Here is an 18271-nt window from a genome sequence, read left to right on the forward strand (position 1 = left end):
TCGGCTTCCGGAACACCCCCGCGTCGGCGGGGAGGACGCGTCGAGGAGGCTCAACATCATGGCCGTGGTCGGAACACCCCCGCGTCGGCGGGGAGGACGATGTCGATGACGGGCCGGATCGCGGGCAGCACGGAACACCCCCGCGTCGGCGGGGAGGACGGGAGCGGATCCCGGCCGATGTCCGCGCGCGCGGAACACCCCCGCGTCGGCGGGGAGGACGTTGGCCGACCGGGTCGACCGGGTGCTGCGGCCGGAACACCCCCGCGTCGGCGGGGAGGACAGCAGCTCGCCGACGCGGTCGCGGTCGCCAGGCGGAACACCCCCGCGTCGGCGGGGAGGACGTAGGTCCGCGGGTCCAGGAACCCGCGGGGCGCGGAACACCCCCGCGTCGGCGGGGAGGACTGTGCCCGGCGCGAGTCCGGGACCCGGGCCAGCGGAACACCCCCGCGTCGGCGGGGAGGACGGCATGAACACCTTCACCTTCGAAGGCATCGACGGAACACCCCCGCGTCGGCGGGGAGGACGCGAGCCCTGGCCGTCGGCAGTTCCGTGCCGCCGGAACACCCCCGCGTCGGCGGGGAGGACGCGCTGTAGGTCGGGGCCGCGTTCGCGGTGCCCGGAACACCCCCGCGTCGGCGGGGAGGACTCACAGAAGACCGAGCCGGACACCTCAAGCGACGGAACACCCCCGCGTCGGCGGGGAGGACGCCTCCCCGGTGGGGGCTGTGACCTTGACGTTCGGAACACCCCCGCGTCGGCGGGGAGGACCTCATACGCCCATGCCAGGACCGCGGCGGACGCGGAACACCCCCGCGTCGGCGGGGAGGACGCACTCGTGTCTCCCCATGACGCCCCCTGACCCGGAACACCCCCGCGTCGGCGGGGAGGACGTGCGCTCACTGGTACTCAGGGCGGCTGCGAACGGAACACCCCCGCGTCGGCGGGGAGGACGAGAACCGGCAGGCGTACCGGCCGAACGGCTACGGAACACCCCCGCGTCGGCGGGGAGGACGCACTGCTCCGGTGGCTCACCGGCCTGATGACCGGAACACCCCCGCGTCGGCGGGGAGGACAGCGGCTGCGGTTGCGCGGGGGAATCGGTCGTCGGAACACCCCCGCGTCGGCGGGGAGGACCTCAGCAGGCCGAACGCGCCGTCCACCCACGCCGGAACACCCCCGCGTCGGCGGGGAGGACTGATGTCGCCATCACGCGATCCCGGGCGGTTGCGGAACACCCCCGCGTCGGCGGGGAGGACCCGCTCACGAGCCGTACGACGGCTGACCTTCCTGGAACACCCCCGCGTCGGCGGGGAGGACAGACACTGTGTCTGTGACGGGGCCGGTACCGACGGAACACCCCCGCGTCGGCGGGGAGGACTCCAGGCTGTCGCCCCAGTAGTCGAACGAGACCGGAACACCCCCGCGTCGGCGGGGAGGACGCTCGGCCGCCACCCCAAACTGGAAAAGCGACGGAACACCCCCGCGTCGGCGGGGAGGACGGCAGTGACCTACCACTCGGCCAAGACAGCAGCGGAACACCCCCGCGTCGGCGGGGAGGACGCCCAGCCCCTGCCCGACGCACTCGTTGACTACGGAACACCCCCGCGTCGGCGGGGAGGACAGCCGCACATGAGCGCTGGACCCTCCGGCCGCCGGAACACCCCCGCGTCGGCGGGGAGGACTACGTGCGCTGGCTCCAGCAGATGCAGACCGACGGAACACCCCCGCGTCGGCGGGGAGGACGGCGAGGCGCTCGGTGCGGGTCATCGGTGCTCCGGAACACCCCCGCGTCGGCGGGGAGGACACTTGCTGACCTGCACCTCAGAAAGGGCTTTGCATTTCCTTTACCTTTGGTGCGGCGGTCATACGGATCAGGGTAAGCCCGTCGAAGTCGGCGGGGACGCGGCGGCGGGTGCCGGCGGTTCGGATGGCGTAGCCCTGCTCGGTGGGGGCAGGGTGAACGAGTACGGCGGCGCCGTTGCCCACGGTCTCGGTGACCGCTTGCCAGAGTCGGTCGCGGATACGGGCGGAGACGCTCCCGACGAAGATGCCGGGGACGACCTCGCTGGTCCAGCGGCTGAGTGCTCCGCGAAGGTGGTCGGGAACGGCCGTGGTGGCGATCACGAGCATCGACGGCATCATTCACCTCGGGCCGCGTAGTTGACGCCGGCGGGAAGGGCACCGGCCTTGGGGTCCCAGAGGCGGACCAGCTGGACGTCGCGCTTCTCCTGTGGCTCGTCTTCATCGGTGGCGTCCTTGGAGCGTGGCGTCAGGAGGCTCTGGACGTCGTGAACGATGCGCGGGAGGAGCTTGAGGAGTCGTAGGTCTTCGCGGAAGCGGCGGCGCGCTTCCTGTTCGGGGTTGTCGGAGTTGTGGAGGGCGAAGGCCAGGGGAAGGGTGGTCTCGGCCTTGTAGAGGTCGGCGATGTCGTAGACGAAGGAGTGCTGCTTTCCGGTGTGAACGAATCCGAGGGCAGGAGAGAGGCCGAGCGCGAGCAGTGCGGCGTGGACGATGCCGTAAAGACAGGCGCTGGCCGCGGACAAGGCAAGGTTGACGGGGTCCTGGGATTCCCATTTGTCGGGATGGTAGTTGCGGCGGAAGCGGCCAATTCCGTGCTGCTGGGCGAGGATCTTGTAGAAGGCTTTCATCCGCTGCCCCTCGAGGCCACGCAGCTGGTCGAGGGTGACGGCCTCGGGAAGGTCGGCGTCCTGGAAGCGCATGCGGTACATGCGGATGGCGACGTCGAGGCGTCGTTCGGAGTCGGACCAGCAGGCGACCTGCTGTTCCAGCCAGTGGGTGGTGAGGGAGTCGGAGAGGATGCCGGCGTAGGCGCGTACTCCGCCGAATCCGACGGAGATGACGCTGGTGCCATGGCGGGCCAGGGTGTTCAGAGCGGGTGTGGTGATGGAGACGCCCGGGCCGAGGAGGAGGCACGATAGTGCCGCGGTGGGGATGTAGACGAGGTCGGTGCGCTGGGCGTCCACCTGGATCTGGGCGCAGACTCCGGTGTCATCCTGTACCACGCGGACCATGTCCAGGTAGAGGAATGACAGGGAGTCGGCCACGCGGGGCAGCATGGCGAGGGTAGGGGAGGCTAGGCGCCGCCGGGCGTCGCCTCCCCTTCTGGGTGCGCTCATGCGGCCGGTGCGGGGGCCAGGCTGAGCAGTCCGGCTCCGTACGGTTTCCCGCGTCCGATGCCGGTCAGGACGGCCCCGTGGAGGGCATCGGGGTCGGTGACGGTTGCGGTGCCGTCGTAGCGGATCAGGGTGTGCCGCATACCGTCGGGGTCCTGCCTGCGGGGGCGGATCGGCGGCATGTTGGTGGGCGTCATGACGTGGACTTGCAGGCCCGCGTCGGCCGCCCGGCGCAGCCACCACCGGTCGGCGTCCGCCCCGGACAGTGGCATGACCCGGCCGCGCTTGCCTTTTGCTTCTAGCGGGAGGCGTTCGCGCTTGGCGGGGTTGAGGACGATGCGGTAGCGAACGGCCAGTCCTCTGCGCAGGGCTGTGAACATGGGGGTGAGACTCTTGATGTCTGCCTGTCCGTAGCCTGCCGGGAGACGGGCGGGGTCAAGACGGTTCGCTGCTTGGACGAGGAGGGTGCTGGTGGTGTCGGTCTCGTCGAGGCGGTAGAGGAGGCCCGCCCGGCAGCGGGGGGAGTCGCCGAGGCCGTCGGGCACCATGCGCATCACTGTGCGGTGCATGTCGGTGGCGTCGCGAAGATCCCGCTGTACGTCGCGGCTGTGCGGGTTGAGGCGGATGCGGGCGAGCACCGGCTCGTCGTTCATGCGTGTTCCTCGGCGTAGGCGTAATCGATCAGACGCGTGAGCAGGGTTTTCTGAGGTCCTGCCAGAGTGCGGCTCACTGGCTCGACGGTGCGGTAAAGACGTCGGCCGGCATGGGCCCGTCCGTGTGGGTGGAAGCTGATAGGCATGTCGTTGACCTCGATGACGTCGGCCGCCGCGCCGGGACCGCCGTGGGGAAGGAGACGCTCTCGGAGGAACTGCACCGCGATCGTTTCCGCTGCACCATCCCGGGGTTCGGGGGAGGTGAGCGGTACGCCGGTCAGTAGTTCCGCCTCAGGATCGTCGACGTGCCGGCGCAGGAGGAACGGCTCGTCGGGTGCGCAGGAGCGTCGGCCGAGATAAGGCGCCCAGTGGGGGCGCCGCAGTGCGGCCGCGAGTTGCTCCGCCAGGTCGTCGGGGGCGGTGACGGCGACGACGAAGACCGCGTCGGTCAGGTACTGGCGGCGGGTGATGACGGCCGCGTCCTTGTTGCTGCCGCCGCTGGTGGCGGCGGTGCGTTCCTTGGGGAAGCCGCCGCCGACGGTGTGGTAGTCCTCCAGCAGCGTGCCCGGCCGGTCGACCCGGACCGTCAGCCGCACCTGCTCGTACGTCTTGAGGCCGGCGGTGTCGCCGCGGGTGATGCCCTGGGCCGCGGCGAACATTCCGACCAGTGCAGAACGGGTCGGGAAGGGGGCGGTCTCCCGCACGGGTGTGAACGCCGAGCGTTCGCCCCACGACTGCAGGGGACCGGCCAGCCTCAGCAGCAGTCCGCTCACTGCTGGTTTCCAGCAGCCGTGCTGTCGGCGGCGCTGAGCGCGGCCTCGACGGCGGCCTCCACGAGCGTGTAGTAGGACTCGTGGGTGGTGCCGAGCCCTTTGGGCTTCTCCTGCGGGTCGATGACCGTGTGCCCGTGGAAGGGGCGATTGCGGTCGCCGGTGAGCCGGTTGATGTTGACGGTGTAGGTGTCGAGCGCCTGGCGGGACGGCTTGGAGAAGCCCCCCTGCCGGTCGGCGGTGACCGGGGTTTCGAAGGCGGCGGCCAGCGACAGCGGCCGGTGCTCACGCACCGCCAGGTACGCGAGGTCCGGCAGCGTATGCGGAGCCGTCGAGTTCTTCTTAGCCTGCGGCAACGACATCAGGAAGTGCTCGGCGAACGAGGCCAGCACCGTACGGGCGGCGTTGACGTCCCCCTCAAGGTTCTTCAGCAGGTCGGTGACGTTGACGGTCCCGTACCGGTAGAAGACGCCGGCGGCGAATTCGGCGGTGTCCAGGTGTCCGCTGCCGGTCTCGGACTCCCCTAGCCAGTCGTCGACCGCGGTGAAGTAGTCCCGCTGCGGCTCCGCCGCGTGCGTGGTGAAGGCGTGCGCGACCTGCGCGGCGCCATCGACGTTGGCGTCCGGCAGCTCGGCGAGCATGCGCCCCAGCAGGCTGATGGATGCGGTGCGCCGCTTGAGGATGTCCTCGATCGTGTGCGGGGGCAGCGTCTGCGGGGCCTTGGTGTTCTTTTTGGCACTCGCCGATTTCCCCATGGCAGTCTCCAGGGCCTCGCGGTGTTCGGCACACACGGTGGCGAGTTCCTCGATGGCCGCCTCCGGCAGGAACAGCAGCACCGAGGTGTGGCCGGCGGCTTCCAGACCGATGCCCTTCTTGCCGGCGCTCACCGCCACCTGGGAGCCGGCGAACGCGGCCAGCTCGGTGGGCCAGCCGGCCCGCTCGAGTGACTGCTGCACCTTCACCGGAACGAGGCGGGTCCGGGCCGCCTTCTCCCCGAGGTCCTTCTCCACGCCGAGACGGATGGGCCGCTTCCAGGACTGGCTGGAGACCCGGATCCGCAGCGCGTCGCCGTAGCGCACCTGCTTCGGGGATCCGAGGTCGTCGCGGTTCAGGTTCGAGGCGGGCACCGACTGAAGGGCGTTCAGGTCCAGGTAGAGGGTCATCGCTCGTTCTCCTCGGGAAGTTCGGTGGTGGTGTCGGGGACGCCGGTGGGGATGGCGTGGCGGAAGTACTGGTCCAGCCAGCAGGTGGCGATGAAATCGCGGTCCTTGGTCCACCAGGACAGGTCCTGCAGCAAAATCGCCCAGTCGACGGTGATGCCCCCGCGCAGAAGCTGCCGGGTCAGGGAGGGAAGTGTCCGGTGAACGGCGTCACTGCCCTGCCGGGACATCAGGTGCAGAGCGCTGTCGGCCGTGCCCGGCTTCATGACGTCCCTCTTGACTGCCTCGCCGAGCGCGGACCCCAGATTCGGGCGCAGGTACCGGGCGGTGGCTGAGGCGTCTGGGGGTTCGGTCTGCCGGGCGACGCGCGGGCGCGCCGCAATCAGCGAGGTCACGCCGTAGTAGGCCCTGCGCGTGTCTGGATAGGTGACGTCGTCGTGCTGGTGAAGCCAGGGGACGAGGTAGCGGTGCATGTAGTTGCATCGCTCGACCGGCAGGCCCAGGCCCCGGCGCAGCTCAGCACGGGTGCGGTTGTCCTGGCAGAGGTCGTGGACGTAGGAGATGAACCTGTCGTTTTTCGGCGGCGCAGCGGCGGCCGTGGAATCGGTCATGAGGTATCCCTGGTACGGGGAATGGGTGAGAACGCCGACAGACAGTCGGCGTGTCAGGATGGTCGCAGCCGGCTCAGCCGGTTTTGGGGCTCAGGAGCGCGAGGAGCATCGAGCGGGCGCGGTGCCGGGCGCGCGCCACCCTGATGTCCGCCCGGCTGGACGGGCCGATCGCCTCGTCCAGCGCCGCCAAGGCGGCGTGGACGAACGGTTCCCGGGGTCGTTCTGCCCGCCGCTCCGATTTGGTCAGCAGCCAGAATTCGGTCTCGGCCTTTGGCCAGAACTGGGTCAGCGCGGCGGAGGTCCACGGGCCGGGCTTGCGGGCGTCGAGCTTGATCTTCGCTTTCGGCGAGGGGTCGACGTTGGAGTCCGTGGCGATCTTCCAGGCGACCCTGGCCGCGAAATCCAGCCGGTCGCCCACTTCTTCCGCGGAGCCGTGACAGCGCTTGATGTAGTGCGCCATCTCCGAGTCGTTCTCCTCCAGCCAGGTCAGGACCCGGGGGGTCGTCGTTGTGAACCAGACGCTGTCCTTCTGCTGGCCGTCCTGGTCGAAACCGTAGGCGCGCACCCGCAGAGTGGGCAGCAGCGTCTTGGGCAGTGCCCCGAAGGCGGGCGGCCGCTGGGTGTCCTGTCGGTCGTCCTTCATTAGCAGGGCGTCCAGGTCACGCCACAGCGCACGGGCACCGTCGGCCTCGCGGGGCTGGAATTTCGCGTCCTTGCGCGGGTCGAGGATCTGGTATGGGTCCCGCACCACAGGGGCCGGGGCGTGCGTGGCCCAGGTGAGGTACGCGTCCGTCACCTGCCGGCCGTCCGGCGACGGAACGAGCAGCACGGCGTGTCGGAACCGGCCGGTCAGCATCCGCCCCGGCCACGTCATCGGAGTAAGAGGCTTCAGCGGGTCGAGAAGCTCGCCCTCCCACGGGCAGGCATCCTCGTCCTCCCCAAGACCCTCGTCCTGCAGGCTCGGCACGGCCAGGACCAGCGAGGTGAACAGGTCACGGCCCCAGGGAAAGTAGGAGACCGACTTCCGTAGAGGTCCCGCGTCCCCACTTCCGGTCCGGTTCTCGGTGATGCGCCGGGGAGTGCACTGGCCGGACGGCCCGAAGTAAAGCTGGGCGATCAGATGCCAGGCAGCCTCCGCAGCCGGCACGGGAACAGGAGCGGTGTCGGTGAAGTGACCGAACAAGACCGCACCGTTGATGCCGGTCGGTCGGCCCATCACGAGCTTGTTCACCCCCGACGGATTCGGGGCACCCTTGGTGTCCACGCACTCGGTGCGAAGCCGCGGGTCCTGCAGGAACGGCCGCTCGACGTCGAACAGATCGAACCTGCCCGGCGGCACGTCCTTATCGAAGTATCTGTCCACGGCCTCGGAATCGAAGTGGCCGGCCCGCAGAACCCGCCGACGCAGATCGTCCCAGTCCTTGGCGTTCTCGGCGACATCGAGGTCGTCGAGACGGTCGCCCCCGTCGCTGGCGACCCTGGCCGTGATCGATGCCAGAATCCGCATCAGCCCCGCTGCTGCGGGCGGCACCGGCAGCTCCAGGTCCTCGATCTCATGCGCCTGCTTGAACGCCTGCCGCAGTCCCAGTCGTACCGACTCCCCAGTCAGTAGCCGCACCGGGATCCATGGCTCGTCCCGCAGGTCGAACCCCCTAGACATCAACCAGTCCCCTCCACGAGCATGGGCAGCGCGACGCAGCACGGCAAAGGCCCTCCAGCGGACCATTGCCTGAGTCGCGTTTCGCATTTAAGCAGCCACCACTGACAGAGGGTTGCTCCGTCTGCTGCCGAACCAGTAGAGCACCATCCGGTGGTGCGTGTGGCGGAATCACAGAAGGTTGGAGATCGAGGGGCGGAGTATGAGGAGGGGTGCATAGTCGACGTGCGCCCGTGGGGCAGGGTCCACTACAAACCCGTCTCGAGACAACGGAGTTACCCGAGGAGACATCGGTTACCGAGTCCCCGCCGCACCCGCATCCTGGGCTTCACCAGCACCCTGGGTGCTGGTGATCGCCATCATCGTGGTCGTCGTAGGCATGAGATCCGTCCCGCTCACCACCGGGTCGTGCCTGCTCCTGCTGGCAGGGGCTGGCAAGGTGTACCGCAGCCTCTCCCGCTAGCCTCAGGGGAGGCGGCCGCCGCACTTCGTGCGGCCGCCTCCCCGCCGCTGTGGGGGTGTTCCAGTTGGAGAGCGCGGGGCTGAGAACTGCTCAACGCCTTCCCCGCCGCTGTGGGGGTGCTCCATCTGCAGTCAAGTCCCTCAGATGCGGACGAGGCCCAGGTCTTGGTTCAGGCACAGCGTCATGTCGCCGACCTTCACGGCCTGGGCCACGCCTCGGCGGACCGGCTGACGAAGAACTCGGACATCTCCCAGCATGGGGTGCTCGACCCATGAGGAGGGCGGACTGAGGGCGTCAGGCCCGGCGTCACGGAACCAGTCGGCACGGACGGGGATCGTGCGGCTCATCACCTGCCGGACGGACGAGGCCGGCATCCTGCCGTCCGTAGTGGCGTCCGGCAGCTGCTGCGTACCCGCGACGTCGAGGGTGAGTTGCCCGTCCTGCTGGGCGTAGGCACACAACAGGCGTACCGAGTCCGCACCCAGACGCGTCGATACCTCCCACTCGTCTTCCTCACCCTCCAGGTGGTGCAGGTCGTGGAGCTCGCGAACCTGCCGGGCACGGGGCACAGCGATCAGCGCGGCCATGCTCCGCTCCGCGGTCTCCTTGCCCTGGTGCTTCGCCCAAGCCTTCGCCTCGCTGCTGCCGGGGACGTCCCACTCGAGATCCTCGCTGCCACCGTGGACCGCCTCGACCAATTCCTGCACGTCGTCCGGTATGGCGATGCCGCCCCCCTCGATCTCGGCCAGCTTCCGCGACGTCTTGCCGAGCAAGTGCTCGGAGTACACCTCCCCCCACTGCACCGGCATGCGCCCACCGCCCGCCACGGGATCGAGGACGACAAGACGTGGTCCGTCCGCCCATACGGGGCGGCCGCGACCGCCGGGGTACCCGTGCCTCTGCCAGTGTGTCTCATGCCGCCAGCAGCGGCCCGCCCGCTGCAGCAGCAACGACATGGGGGCGAGATCACTGATGATGATGTCCGCGTCCAGGTCCAAGGACTGCTCAACGACCTGCGTGGCCACCACGATCCGCCGGACCGGTCTCGGACCGCTCCGACCCAGCCCCGCAGTGACCTCGGCAGTACGCTCCTCCCGCATATCTCCGGGAAAGCGGGCATGCAGCAGATGCACGTCGCTCCCCTCTTCATGGGAACGATGGTCGATCTCCTCGCGGAGCTGCAGATAAGTCTCCTGCGCGTCACCCACTGTGTTGCACACCACCAAGGCGGTACCGCCGTCACCCGTCACGACCGGCTCCAGCAGCCTCTTGATCACCGCAATCCGGTCCCCCGCCCCGCCCTTCCCCCCGTGAACGACTCGCTCGACGTCTACCCCGAGCCGCATGTTCCGCGTGCGGGCCTGTTCCTTCTGGCGAACCTGGGACATCGGCGCGCTCCTGCCGGTCTCCCCGTCCACGTACAACCAGCCCGGATAGGGCGCGCGGAAGGTCTGCCGCTTCACCTGCGTCGGCTTGCGGCCTGCGCCCCGCAGGTACTCCTTGATCAAACGGTCGCCAACCGAGCCCGGCAAGGTCGCCGACAGCAGCACGACCGGCACTCCGTAGAAGCCCAGCCAGTTCAGCATCCGGCCCAACAGCACCTGCATGTACGGGTCGTAGGCGTGAGCCTCGTCCACGATGAACGTCTTGTTCGAGAGGGCCAGCAACCGCAGAGCGTTGTGCCGCACAGGCAGGACGGACATCAGCGCCTGGTCGATCGTCCCGACCGCGAACTGCGCCAGCAGCGGCCGCTTCGCTCCACGCAGCCATCGCCCCGGTCGCATGTCGGCCTCCCTGCGCCGGCGCCCGGCAGGAGCCTCGTCACCGTCGCAGGTCACCACCGCCCCGCCGTCCAAGTCATCATCGGCATACGCGCCGCTGAGCCACGCCATGCTGTGCACCAAGGTTAGCCCGGCATCCTCCCCGGACTGGTTCCACAAGGTCCTGGCGACCCGGCCGTGCATCTGGTCACTGGTCGCCATCGTCGGCAGCAGGAAGGCGTACCCGTGCGTACCGAAGACCTTCGACAGGATCCGCTCCGCCTCCAGCGCGGTCTCCGACTTGCCGTCACCGGGTGCAGCAGTGACCAGCATGATGCCGCCCCGCCTCCCAGCCCCCGCCGCGGCCGGCAGGTCGTCCATGACCGACTGCTGCAGGGGATTCGGCTCCCCCGCAATGCCGTACGCCTCGGCGAAGTCCTTACGCTCCAGTTCCACCGGAGCCAGCCCGGCATCCCGCAGCAATATGGCCGCGTCCGCCTGCGAACGCCGGAAATGAGCGGTGAGCGAAGGCTCGAGTGTCCGCTGGCGTTGCCGCAGGTACCCCTCCTGGCTCACCAGCCAGTCCGCGAGAATCACCACCCCCGTTACCAACACGGCAACGGGGGCATCGAACGACTCGGGCGCCGTCGGAGCCCCCAGCACGTCGTGCACCGCCGTGGCATGCGCGGCCCGCTGTCCGGCCCACGCTGCGCCGCCGAGAAACACCGACCCGACACCGTTCTCCAGACGGCGGAAACGGCCGTGATGACCGCCGATGATCTCCGCCACTCGGTCGGCAGCGCCCGTTCTTTCGTCGCCTTCGAAGCCCAGCACTTCCAGCACCTTGGCCGCGGCAGTCATGCCCGCCACGTCATGCCCGGCCCGCTCGGAACCCATCCGCTCACTGCCTGCCCCCAGCTCACTGCTGAGGAACTGTGCAGCTCGCCGTGAACAAAACTGGAACCCCGAAAGCTTCCCGATGTCGTGCAAGCCGGCACACAGCCCCACGAGCGCACGAGCACGATTTAGCTCCTCGGCCAGTCCCATGCCCTCGGCTATGCGCACTCTCTGGTTACCCGCCAGGAACACATCCCACAGATGAAGCGCCATCGCGGCCGTGTCAAGCAGATGCCTTACCAACGGGTAGGGAGGCAGCGCCGGATCCAGCCCACGGGACTTACCCCACACTGACTCATCCAGCACGCTCTGCCTGGGCAGCACGCCAACCCCCTCAACTCCGCCACTCGGCCCGGCAGCGGAAGCAATACCGCTGCGAATCGTATCCAACCACTCGGCACTGACAACGACCGCCGCGTGGGGCCTCCGTGCTCACCTCGGCAACTTTGTGAGCCCTAGCTGGATAAGGTGATGCCATGCGTCTGACTGAGCGCCTCACCCCCTGGAGAATGGCAAAGAGCACGCAAAGCCCTTCTTGAGACGCAGGTCAGGAAGTGTCCTCCCCGCCGACGCGGGGGTGTTCCGTCGTGGTCGACCCGGCCGCTGCTGGCGACCGCGTCCTCCCCGCCGACGCGGGGGTGTTCCGATCGGCCGGGCGTCGACCGCGCGACTGCGGCGTCCTCCCCGCCGACGCGGGGGTGTTCCGCCCAACCGCCTCGTGACCTTCCTCTACGGCCTGTCCTCCCCGCCGACGCGGGGGTGTTCCGCTGCTGCTGGATGTACGCCGGGTCGGGCGAGGGTCCTCCCCGCCGACGCGGGGGTGTTCCGAGGAACAGGCCGTCCTGCCCGGTCTCGTCGTCGTCCTCCCCGCCGACGCGGGGGTGTTCCGGAGGTGGGCGGTCCGTTGCGGGCGGTGGAGGAGTCCTCCCCGCCGACGCGGGGGTGTTCCGTGGTGGTGTGCGGTCATGGTGGGCTCCTGGGGGTCCTCCCCGCCGACGCGGGGGTGTTCCGCGTAGTGGCGGTTTGTGCCGTGACCTGCGGGTGTCCTCCCCGCCGACGCGGGGGTGTTCCGCGGTCTGAGAGCAGGCCGCGATGAGCCGTCTCGTCCTCCCCGCCGACGCGGGGGTGTTCCGGCGAACGCGGCGCAGACTGCGGCCATCTCCACGTCCTCCCCGCCGACGCGGGGGTGTTCCGACCACGTCCACGATCTCCGCCGGATTCCAGCAGTCCTCCCCGCCGACGCGGGGGTGTTCCGCATCGAGTAGGGAAGCAGAGCAAGCATGTAGTGTCCTCCCCGCCGACGCGGGGGTGTTCCGGGCCGCTGTCCGTCCTGCCGCCACCGGGCGGGGTCCTCCCCGCCGACGCGGGGGTGTTCCGCTGTCGCTGCTGTGGGCGCAGTCGCCCAGGGCGTCCTCCCCGCCGACGCGGGGGTGTTCCGTGGAACGTCCAGCCCGCCTTGACGACGAGGTTGTCCTCCCCGCCGACGCGGGGGTGTTCCGCCGTCGCCCCGGTAGTCGAACGAGAGCTTGTCGTCCTCCCCGCCGACGCGGGGGTGTTCCGCCGGCGCGCTGCAGTACCTCCTTGACTGCCTCGTCCTCCCCGCCGACGCGGGGGTGTTCCGACCGCCCGACGCCAGGACGCGCCGGCGGATGAGTCCTCCCCGCCGACGCGGGGGTGTTCCGCAGATGGCCGACGCGGAAGAAGCCACCAGTCGGTCCTCCCCGCCGACGCGGGGGTGTTCCGGTTCGTAATGAACCTTCTGCGGACTCTCATGCGTCCTCCCCGCCGACGCGGGGGTGTTCCGCCGAAGTCCTTGCGCTCCCCGCCATGGCCACCGTCCTCCCCGCCGACGCGGGGGTGTTCCGTCCCGGTACGACAAGGAGGTCGAGGACCTCAAGTCCTCCCCGCCGACGCGGGGGTGTTCCGCCGCCCTCGCCGGGGCCCTGCACCTCCCCAAGGTCCTCCCCGCCGACGCGGGGGTGTTCCGCACGCGGGGTCGCCCTTGACCGAGGTGGCCGAGTCCTCCCCGCCGACGCGGGGGTGTTCCGCAGCTCGGCGGCGTCTCCACTGTCCATCACTGAGTCCTCCCCGCCGACGCGGGGGTGTTCCGGCCGGGATCGCTGGAATTGCGGTCGGCGGCGCGTCCTCCCCGCCGACGCGGGGGTGTTCCGGCGGGGCCGGCGTGCCCGTGGTGCCGGGTGAAGTCCTCCCCGCCGACGCGGGGGTGTTCCGTGCCGCTGAAGGGCGGCAACCTTCTGGAGGTCGTCCTCCCCGCCGACGCGGGGGTGTTCCGCACCGGGCGGCCGTCGCCAAGGAGGGGTGGACGTCCTCCCCGCCGACGCGGGGGTGTTCCGTGCTGTGCGATCCCGTGCAACCTGACCGCCCCGTCCTCCCCGCCGACGCGGGGGTGTTCCGGACCCGAACGCCCTGGCCATCGGCCAGAAGCTGTCCTCCCCGCCGACGCGGGGGTGTTCCGGCCGCGGCCGCCGCCGACAGACAACTCACCACGTCCTCCCCGCCGACGCGGGGGTGTTCCGTGCACCGTGCCGAACGCGGCGGCGTCGGCGGCGTCCTCCCCGCCGACGCGGGGGTGTTCCGTTGTCCGTGCGCCCGACGTGGACGCCGGAGGCGTCCTCCCCGCCGACGCGGGGGTGTTCCGGGTCTCGGCATCGGCCCCGACTGCCGGGCCGGGTCCTCCCCGCCGACGCGGGGGTGTTCCGAACCACGGGTCCTACGTCGTCCGCCAGGAGCTGTCCTCGCCGCCGACGCGGGGGTGTTCCGTCGTCCTTCCCTCGGCCCGCGGCGGCCATGACGTCCTCCCCGCCGACGCGGGGGTGTTCCGGAGCACCCCCAGACATGACCGACATCAACTCGGTCCTCCCCGCCGACGCGGGGGTGTTCCGGTGGCCGAGTCGCCCGAGATGTACACGCTCGTGTCCTCCCCGCCGACGCGGGGGTGTTCCGGTCACGGACATGGCGTCCGGGGAGAGCCGTGTCGTCCTCCCCGCCGACGCGGGGGTGTTCCGATCGCCATGGAGCTGGCCGCCGGACAGCTCCTGTCCTCCCCGCCGACGCGGGGGTGTTCCGCCCGCGGCCTCACCCCCACCGCCCACCCAGGCGTCCTCCCCGCCGACGCGGGGGTGTTCCGGAATCCCATGCCCACGCCCACGCCTAACGGCGGTCCTCCCCGCCGACGCGGGGGTGTTCCGCCGCCGTGTGGCCCGCCGCTCTCAAGGGCGACGTCCTCCCCGCCGACGCGGGGGTGTTCCGCCGCGCCGTACCCTCCGCACCCGGATCCGTGCGTCCTCCCCGCCGACGCGGGGGTGTTCCGGCCGCAAGGCCCGGGGGAAGTACCTCCAGCGGGTCCTCCCCGCCGACGCGGGGGTGTTCCGCAACACGTCGTCGAGGCGATCCGTAACGGTGGGTCCTCCCCGCCGACGCGGGGGTGTTCCGTCGCGGCGTCGAACACACGTGCCAGACCGAACGTCCTCCCCGCCGACGCGGGGGTGTTCCGTCCGCGCACTTCTCGCGTCTGGCGCTCGCCTCGTCCTCCCCGCCGACGCGGGGGTGTTCCGTGCTTCATTGAGGCCGTGTCCTGGGCCTGGGCGTCCTCCCCGCCGACGCGGGGGTGTTCCGATCCCCGTCCGCGTCCCGCAGACTGTGGAGGAGTCCTCCCCGCCGACGCGGGGGTGTTCCGGGACGTGAGTCCGGGGGTTACCTCTCCGTCGTGTCCTCCCCGCCGACGCGGGGGTGTTCCGGCGTAGCGAAGGTCGTTCGGCTTGTCCGGGAGGTCCTCCCCGCCGACGCGGGGGTGTTCCGTACACGTGGCACTCCCGGGGGACGGGGACCCTGTCCTCCCCGCCGACGCGGGGGTGTTCCGCGGGATGGCCACGAGCGCAGCCGCCTGGACCGGTCCTCCCCGCCGACGCGGGGGTGTTCCGCACTGCGCACCCTGGAGCACGACTCAGGCGACGTCCTCCCCGCCGACGCGGGGGTGTTCCGCCGGCATGTCCGACCGTTCCTCCCGGCCGCGCGTCCTCCCCGCCGACGCGGGGGTGTTCCGCTCACCGCGGGCGCGCTCTACCCTGACGCCACGTCCTCCCCGCCGACGCGGGGGTGTTCCGCGATACAAGCTGTCCGAGGTCAAGGCCCGGTACGTCCTCCCCGCCGACGCGGGGGTGTTCCGATCGGGCCCGCCGGGGCCACGTCGTTGGTGAGGTCCTCCCCGCCGACGCGGGGGTGTTCCGCAATCCCCTGAATCTCGGGCCCGCGGACCCTGGTCCTCCCCGCCGACGCGGGGGTGTTCCGCTCCGCGGCCGGTTCGGTCGGGCCTGGCGCAGGTCCTCCCCGCCGACGCGGGGGTGTTCCGACGAGCCAGATCGGGGCGGGCCTGCACCGTCTGTCCTCCCCTGCCGACGCGGGGGTATTCCCTCGGCCGGTCTGTTCCCCACCCGCGACGACGCACCCCCCTACCGCTTAGCTACAGGGCGTCTGCCCACACCGCACGACGTGGCAAGAGCACCGGGCCTCCTCGGGAGTCCTGGGACTTTCGGCCGCATCAAGGGCATAGGCATGAAACAACCGAAAAGCCGTTTCCCCAGTTCAGAGGCTGTAATCAATCGATTCTTCAGGTCAGCCAAGCGACTTGCTACTTCCGCGACAACTGAACATGAGAGGCCAGCAGCTCCACTCAGAGCATCGCCCGCGCCGGCACTCCATTCATACACGCCCCCAGACACGGCTTGACCTGCCCAACAGATTGGCTGGCGCCCCATCAGGACGAGCATCGTACGAGCGTCAAGATATCGCCTGTAACGCCCACACTGCACGTAATGCGCATGAGAAAGACGGAAAGTCAGGTCAGGCGCTTTTCGTGACGGTTTCAAGGACCGCGACGCACTCCACGTGGTGCGCCACCGAAAGGCGTCGGCTTCCGACTGAAGGTGCGAACTTGAGTCCTGCGCAAGCAGAGGCGGACTCACGCCTGGTGCTCACCCGCTCGGCGCCAGGATTCTGCCCTGCCCTCGCAGGCAGTCGCTCAACGTACGCTTGGCAGCGCCTCCGGTGGCAAGACGTCCCGTGCCACCATGCCCGCTACAACGGCACTTCCTGGGGAGGATCTGGGGAGTATCAACGGTCCTGGGGAGCGCCTGGGGAGAATCGACCGCGTGAAGCAGCACGATCTCGAAAGAGCTGAAAGACTTATCCGCCCAGTTCAGAGGTGGGTGCAGCCGCATCGATGCAGGTCAGCGCCACCCGGTAGACAACTTCATGCCGAAGGTGCCCTGGAGGGTCGGTCTGGTCGTGAACATCGCGCGTCACCTTGCCCGTTGTAACGGTCGAGCGGACCGATCACGGCTCACGGCCGGACCTGAGGAGAATCTGGGGAGTGTCACCCTTCTTGCTCCCCTGGCACGGGGCAATCACACCGAACTCCGCGAGCATGCCCGCCCACAGCTGCGACCACAAGGGCCTCCCGTACGGACTCGGCACCCGCCTGCTCCCAGGAGGCCCTTCTTCCCTGCGCGCCCGACCGCCGGCCGACTCGATCCACGACGCTGTTCGGCCGAGCACGACCGCACGCCCGGAAAGAGAACGCTCCTCAGATGCCCAGGAGCTGCTCCCCGGCATCACGGTAGCGACGCAGGGCCAGCCGCAAGTCCTCGGTCCGGGCCTCGGTGCCCTGCCCATGCCAGCCGGCGCGCAGCTCGCGCCTGCGCTCCTCGAGCGCCGCCGTCACATCCGCCACGATCCGGTCGAAGGCGCTGTCGGCCTCCTCGACCGCACGGTGCGGATCCTCGACGAAGTCGGTGACGGCCTGGTGCATCCGCAGGGACAGAGCATCCCTCCCCTCGGGAGGCAGGAGGGGCGGGCCGCTGTGCCCACCCTCGGCCCGGGAGCCCGACGGATTCGTTCCGGAGGCGGAGGTGGCGCCCCGCCCGGTGGGTTCCGTGCCGGGCATCGGGGTCCCGCTCGGCGCCGGGCCCGCGGAGTGCCGCGCTCCTTGCGCGATCGTGTGCGGTGCGGGCTCGGTGGTGACCTGGGACGTGTGGAGTGCGGGATCGGCGACATGCGGCGCGCCCGGCCCCGTGCTCCTGGGCTGCTGTTCCACGGGGGCCTCCATGGGCGGCGTGTCGTGCTGGAACCCGTCGGCGGGGCTTGGCCGCCGCGTGTGCCGCGGTTCCGCGGACGGGGAGTTCCCGTCTGCGGGGAGTCCGTTACGTTCGGTGGGGTGTGTCATGCCGCCGTCCTTCCGTCGGTCCCGTGTCGGCCCGTCTTCCCGTGGTGGGGGCGGGCGTGCTCGGTGGGCGTGTCTCCCAGCAGTACGTCGAACAGCGCACGCGCCTCGACCAGCGCCTCCCGCAGTTCCTCCGTGCTGCTCCTGTCACGCACCGCGCTGTGCACCTTGCGATATCCGTCGACCTGCCCGGCGTGGTGCACGGAGAGCGCGGCCGTCTGCTCATCGAAGTCGGATCCGTCGGGGAAACCCCGGTCACGCGCCAGCCGTGCCAGCAGCGCGTCGGCCTGGGCGACGGCCTCCTGGGGCGAGTCGATGAACGTCTCCTGGACCGCCGTCCAGCGGCCGGCGTACGCCTCGCGTGCCTCGGGGCTCAGCGGCCGCTCGTGCAGCGAGCCGTGCAGCCGCACCCGCTCGGCGAGTTCTTGTTCAGCGGCCTTCGTGTCCCCGCCGTGCCGGGCGACCGTACGGTCGTACTCGGGGCCGAAGCGGCGGTGCAGGCCCTGGCCCCCGCCTCGCCGTGCGCGGACGAGGAAGTATGCGATCGCTGCCAGGAGGAGGACGGCAACGATGATCACCACGGTCGTCGTCATGTCGGACGCTCCTGTCGGTCGGCGGTCGATGCGTCGTGCAGTCCCACGTTCGTCAACTCCTTCTTCGTCAGGCCCATCCGGTGCTCCTGCCCGGCGGTGCGCAACCTGCGTGTACCCTCCTTTCTCCGTTTATGCCTGGTCTCCGGCCGAGGGCTGTCCCGCCCTTTCCCGGGGGAGATCGCGGGACCTCAGGGCGTGGTCGTCGTCATGAGTGACAACCTGGCTGTCGGGGAAGACGATGGTCCGCTCGGGGGCGGGCTCCGGACCGGCGAGGGGCCGGTCGCGCGGGATGTGACGACGCGGAGCGCCCCGGTGCTGTACATCCACAGCACCGG

Annotated in this window: 10 protein-coding genes and 2 CRISPR repeat arrays (1 of these 12 cut by a window edge); all 10 genes read right to left on the reverse strand. The window is 70.2% G+C overall.

The features are described 5' to 3' along the window. Positions 1 to 1804: direct repeats of the CRISPR family, unit length 29 nt; unit sequence CGGAACACCCCCGCGTCGGCGGGGAGGAC; it begins 114 nt to the left of the window's first position. A gap of 17 nt (positions 1805 to 1821) precedes the next feature. The 10 genes from cas2e to ACH4VO_RS27470 all read right to left on the reverse strand — a co-directional run bounded on the left by cas2e (position 1822) and on the right by ACH4VO_RS27470 (position 17936). Then, positions 1822 to 2139, reverse strand: a complete 318-nt coding sequence (cas2e, locus tag ACH4VO_RS27425; RefSeq protein ID WP_360993618.1) for a type I-E CRISPR-associated endoribonuclease Cas2e — start codon at positions 2137 to 2139, stop codon at positions 1822 to 1824. Next, the gene (cas1e, locus tag ACH4VO_RS27430; protein WP_360993615.1) at positions 2139 to 3077 is read right to left on the reverse strand and encodes a type I-E CRISPR-associated endonuclease Cas1e; all 939 of its coding nucleotides are present in this window, start codon (positions 3075 to 3077) and stop codon (positions 2139 to 2141) included. The genes cas2e and cas1e overlap by 1 nt, the downstream gene beginning before the upstream one ends. Before the next feature lie 56 nt (positions 3078 to 3133). Next, positions 3134 to 3787 (reverse strand): type I-E CRISPR-associated protein Cas6/Cse3/CasE, encoded by a 654-nt coding sequence (locus ACH4VO_RS27435; RefSeq protein ID WP_360993612.1) that lies wholly within the window; start codon positions 3785 to 3787, stop codon positions 3134 to 3136. Beyond that, positions 3784 to 4560 carry a type I-E CRISPR-associated protein Cas5/CasD gene (gene cas5e / locus ACH4VO_RS27440; RefSeq protein ID WP_360993609.1) on the reverse strand — a complete coding sequence of 259 codons (777 nt, stop codon included), beginning with the start codon at positions 4558 to 4560 and terminating at the stop codon, positions 3784 to 3786. Before cas5e ends, ACH4VO_RS27435 begins: the two co-directional genes overlap by 4 nt. Continuing rightward, a complete protein-coding gene (cas7e, locus tag ACH4VO_RS27445; RefSeq protein ID WP_360993606.1) occupies positions 4557 to 5720 on the reverse strand; it encodes a type I-E CRISPR-associated protein Cas7/Cse4/CasC in 1164 nt (387 codons plus the stop codon). The genes cas5e and cas7e overlap by 4 nt, the downstream gene beginning before the upstream one ends. Then, positions 5717 to 6328: a type I-E CRISPR-associated protein Cse2/CasB gene (gene casB / locus ACH4VO_RS27450; RefSeq protein WP_360993603.1), complete on the reverse strand. Its 612-nt coding sequence runs from the start codon at positions 6326 to 6328 to the stop codon at positions 5717 to 5719. The genes cas7e and casB overlap by 4 nt, the downstream gene beginning before the upstream one ends. Positions 6329 to 6401: 73 nt before the next feature. Next, the gene (gene casA / locus ACH4VO_RS27455; RefSeq protein ID WP_360993600.1) at positions 6402 to 7988 is read right to left on the reverse strand and encodes a type I-E CRISPR-associated protein Cse1/CasA; all 1587 of its coding nucleotides are present in this window, start codon (positions 7986 to 7988) and stop codon (positions 6402 to 6404) included. 600 nt (positions 7989 to 8588) lie between these two features. Beyond that, positions 8589 to 11429: a CRISPR-associated helicase Cas3' gene (gene cas3 / locus ACH4VO_RS27460; protein ID WP_360993597.1), complete on the reverse strand. Its 2841-nt coding sequence runs from the start codon at positions 11427 to 11429 to the stop codon at positions 8589 to 8591. A 232-nt stretch (positions 11430 to 11661) separates the two neighbouring features. After that, a CRISPR array of direct repeats spans positions 11662 to 15536; the repeat unit is 29 nt; unit sequence GTCCTCCCCGCCGACGCGGGGGTGTTCCG. Between the two features lie 1171 nt (positions 15537 to 16707). Continuing rightward, the gene (locus ACH4VO_RS27465; RefSeq protein WP_360993594.1) at positions 16708 to 17217 is read right to left on the reverse strand and encodes a hypothetical protein; all 510 of its coding nucleotides are present in this window, start codon (positions 17215 to 17217) and stop codon (positions 16708 to 16710) included. A gap of 125 nt (positions 17218 to 17342) precedes the next feature. After that, positions 17343 to 17936 carry a hypothetical protein gene (locus tag ACH4VO_RS27470; protein WP_360993591.1) on the reverse strand — a complete coding sequence of 198 codons (594 nt, stop codon included), beginning with the start codon at positions 17934 to 17936 and terminating at the stop codon, positions 17343 to 17345. Between the last annotated feature and the right edge of the window lie 335 nt (positions 17937 to 18271).

This window comes from Streptomyces sp. NPDC020780 (assembly GCF_044334475.1).
In the GTDB taxonomy this organism is placed as follows: Bacteria; Actinomycetota; Actinomycetes; order Streptomycetales; family Streptomycetaceae; genus Streptomyces.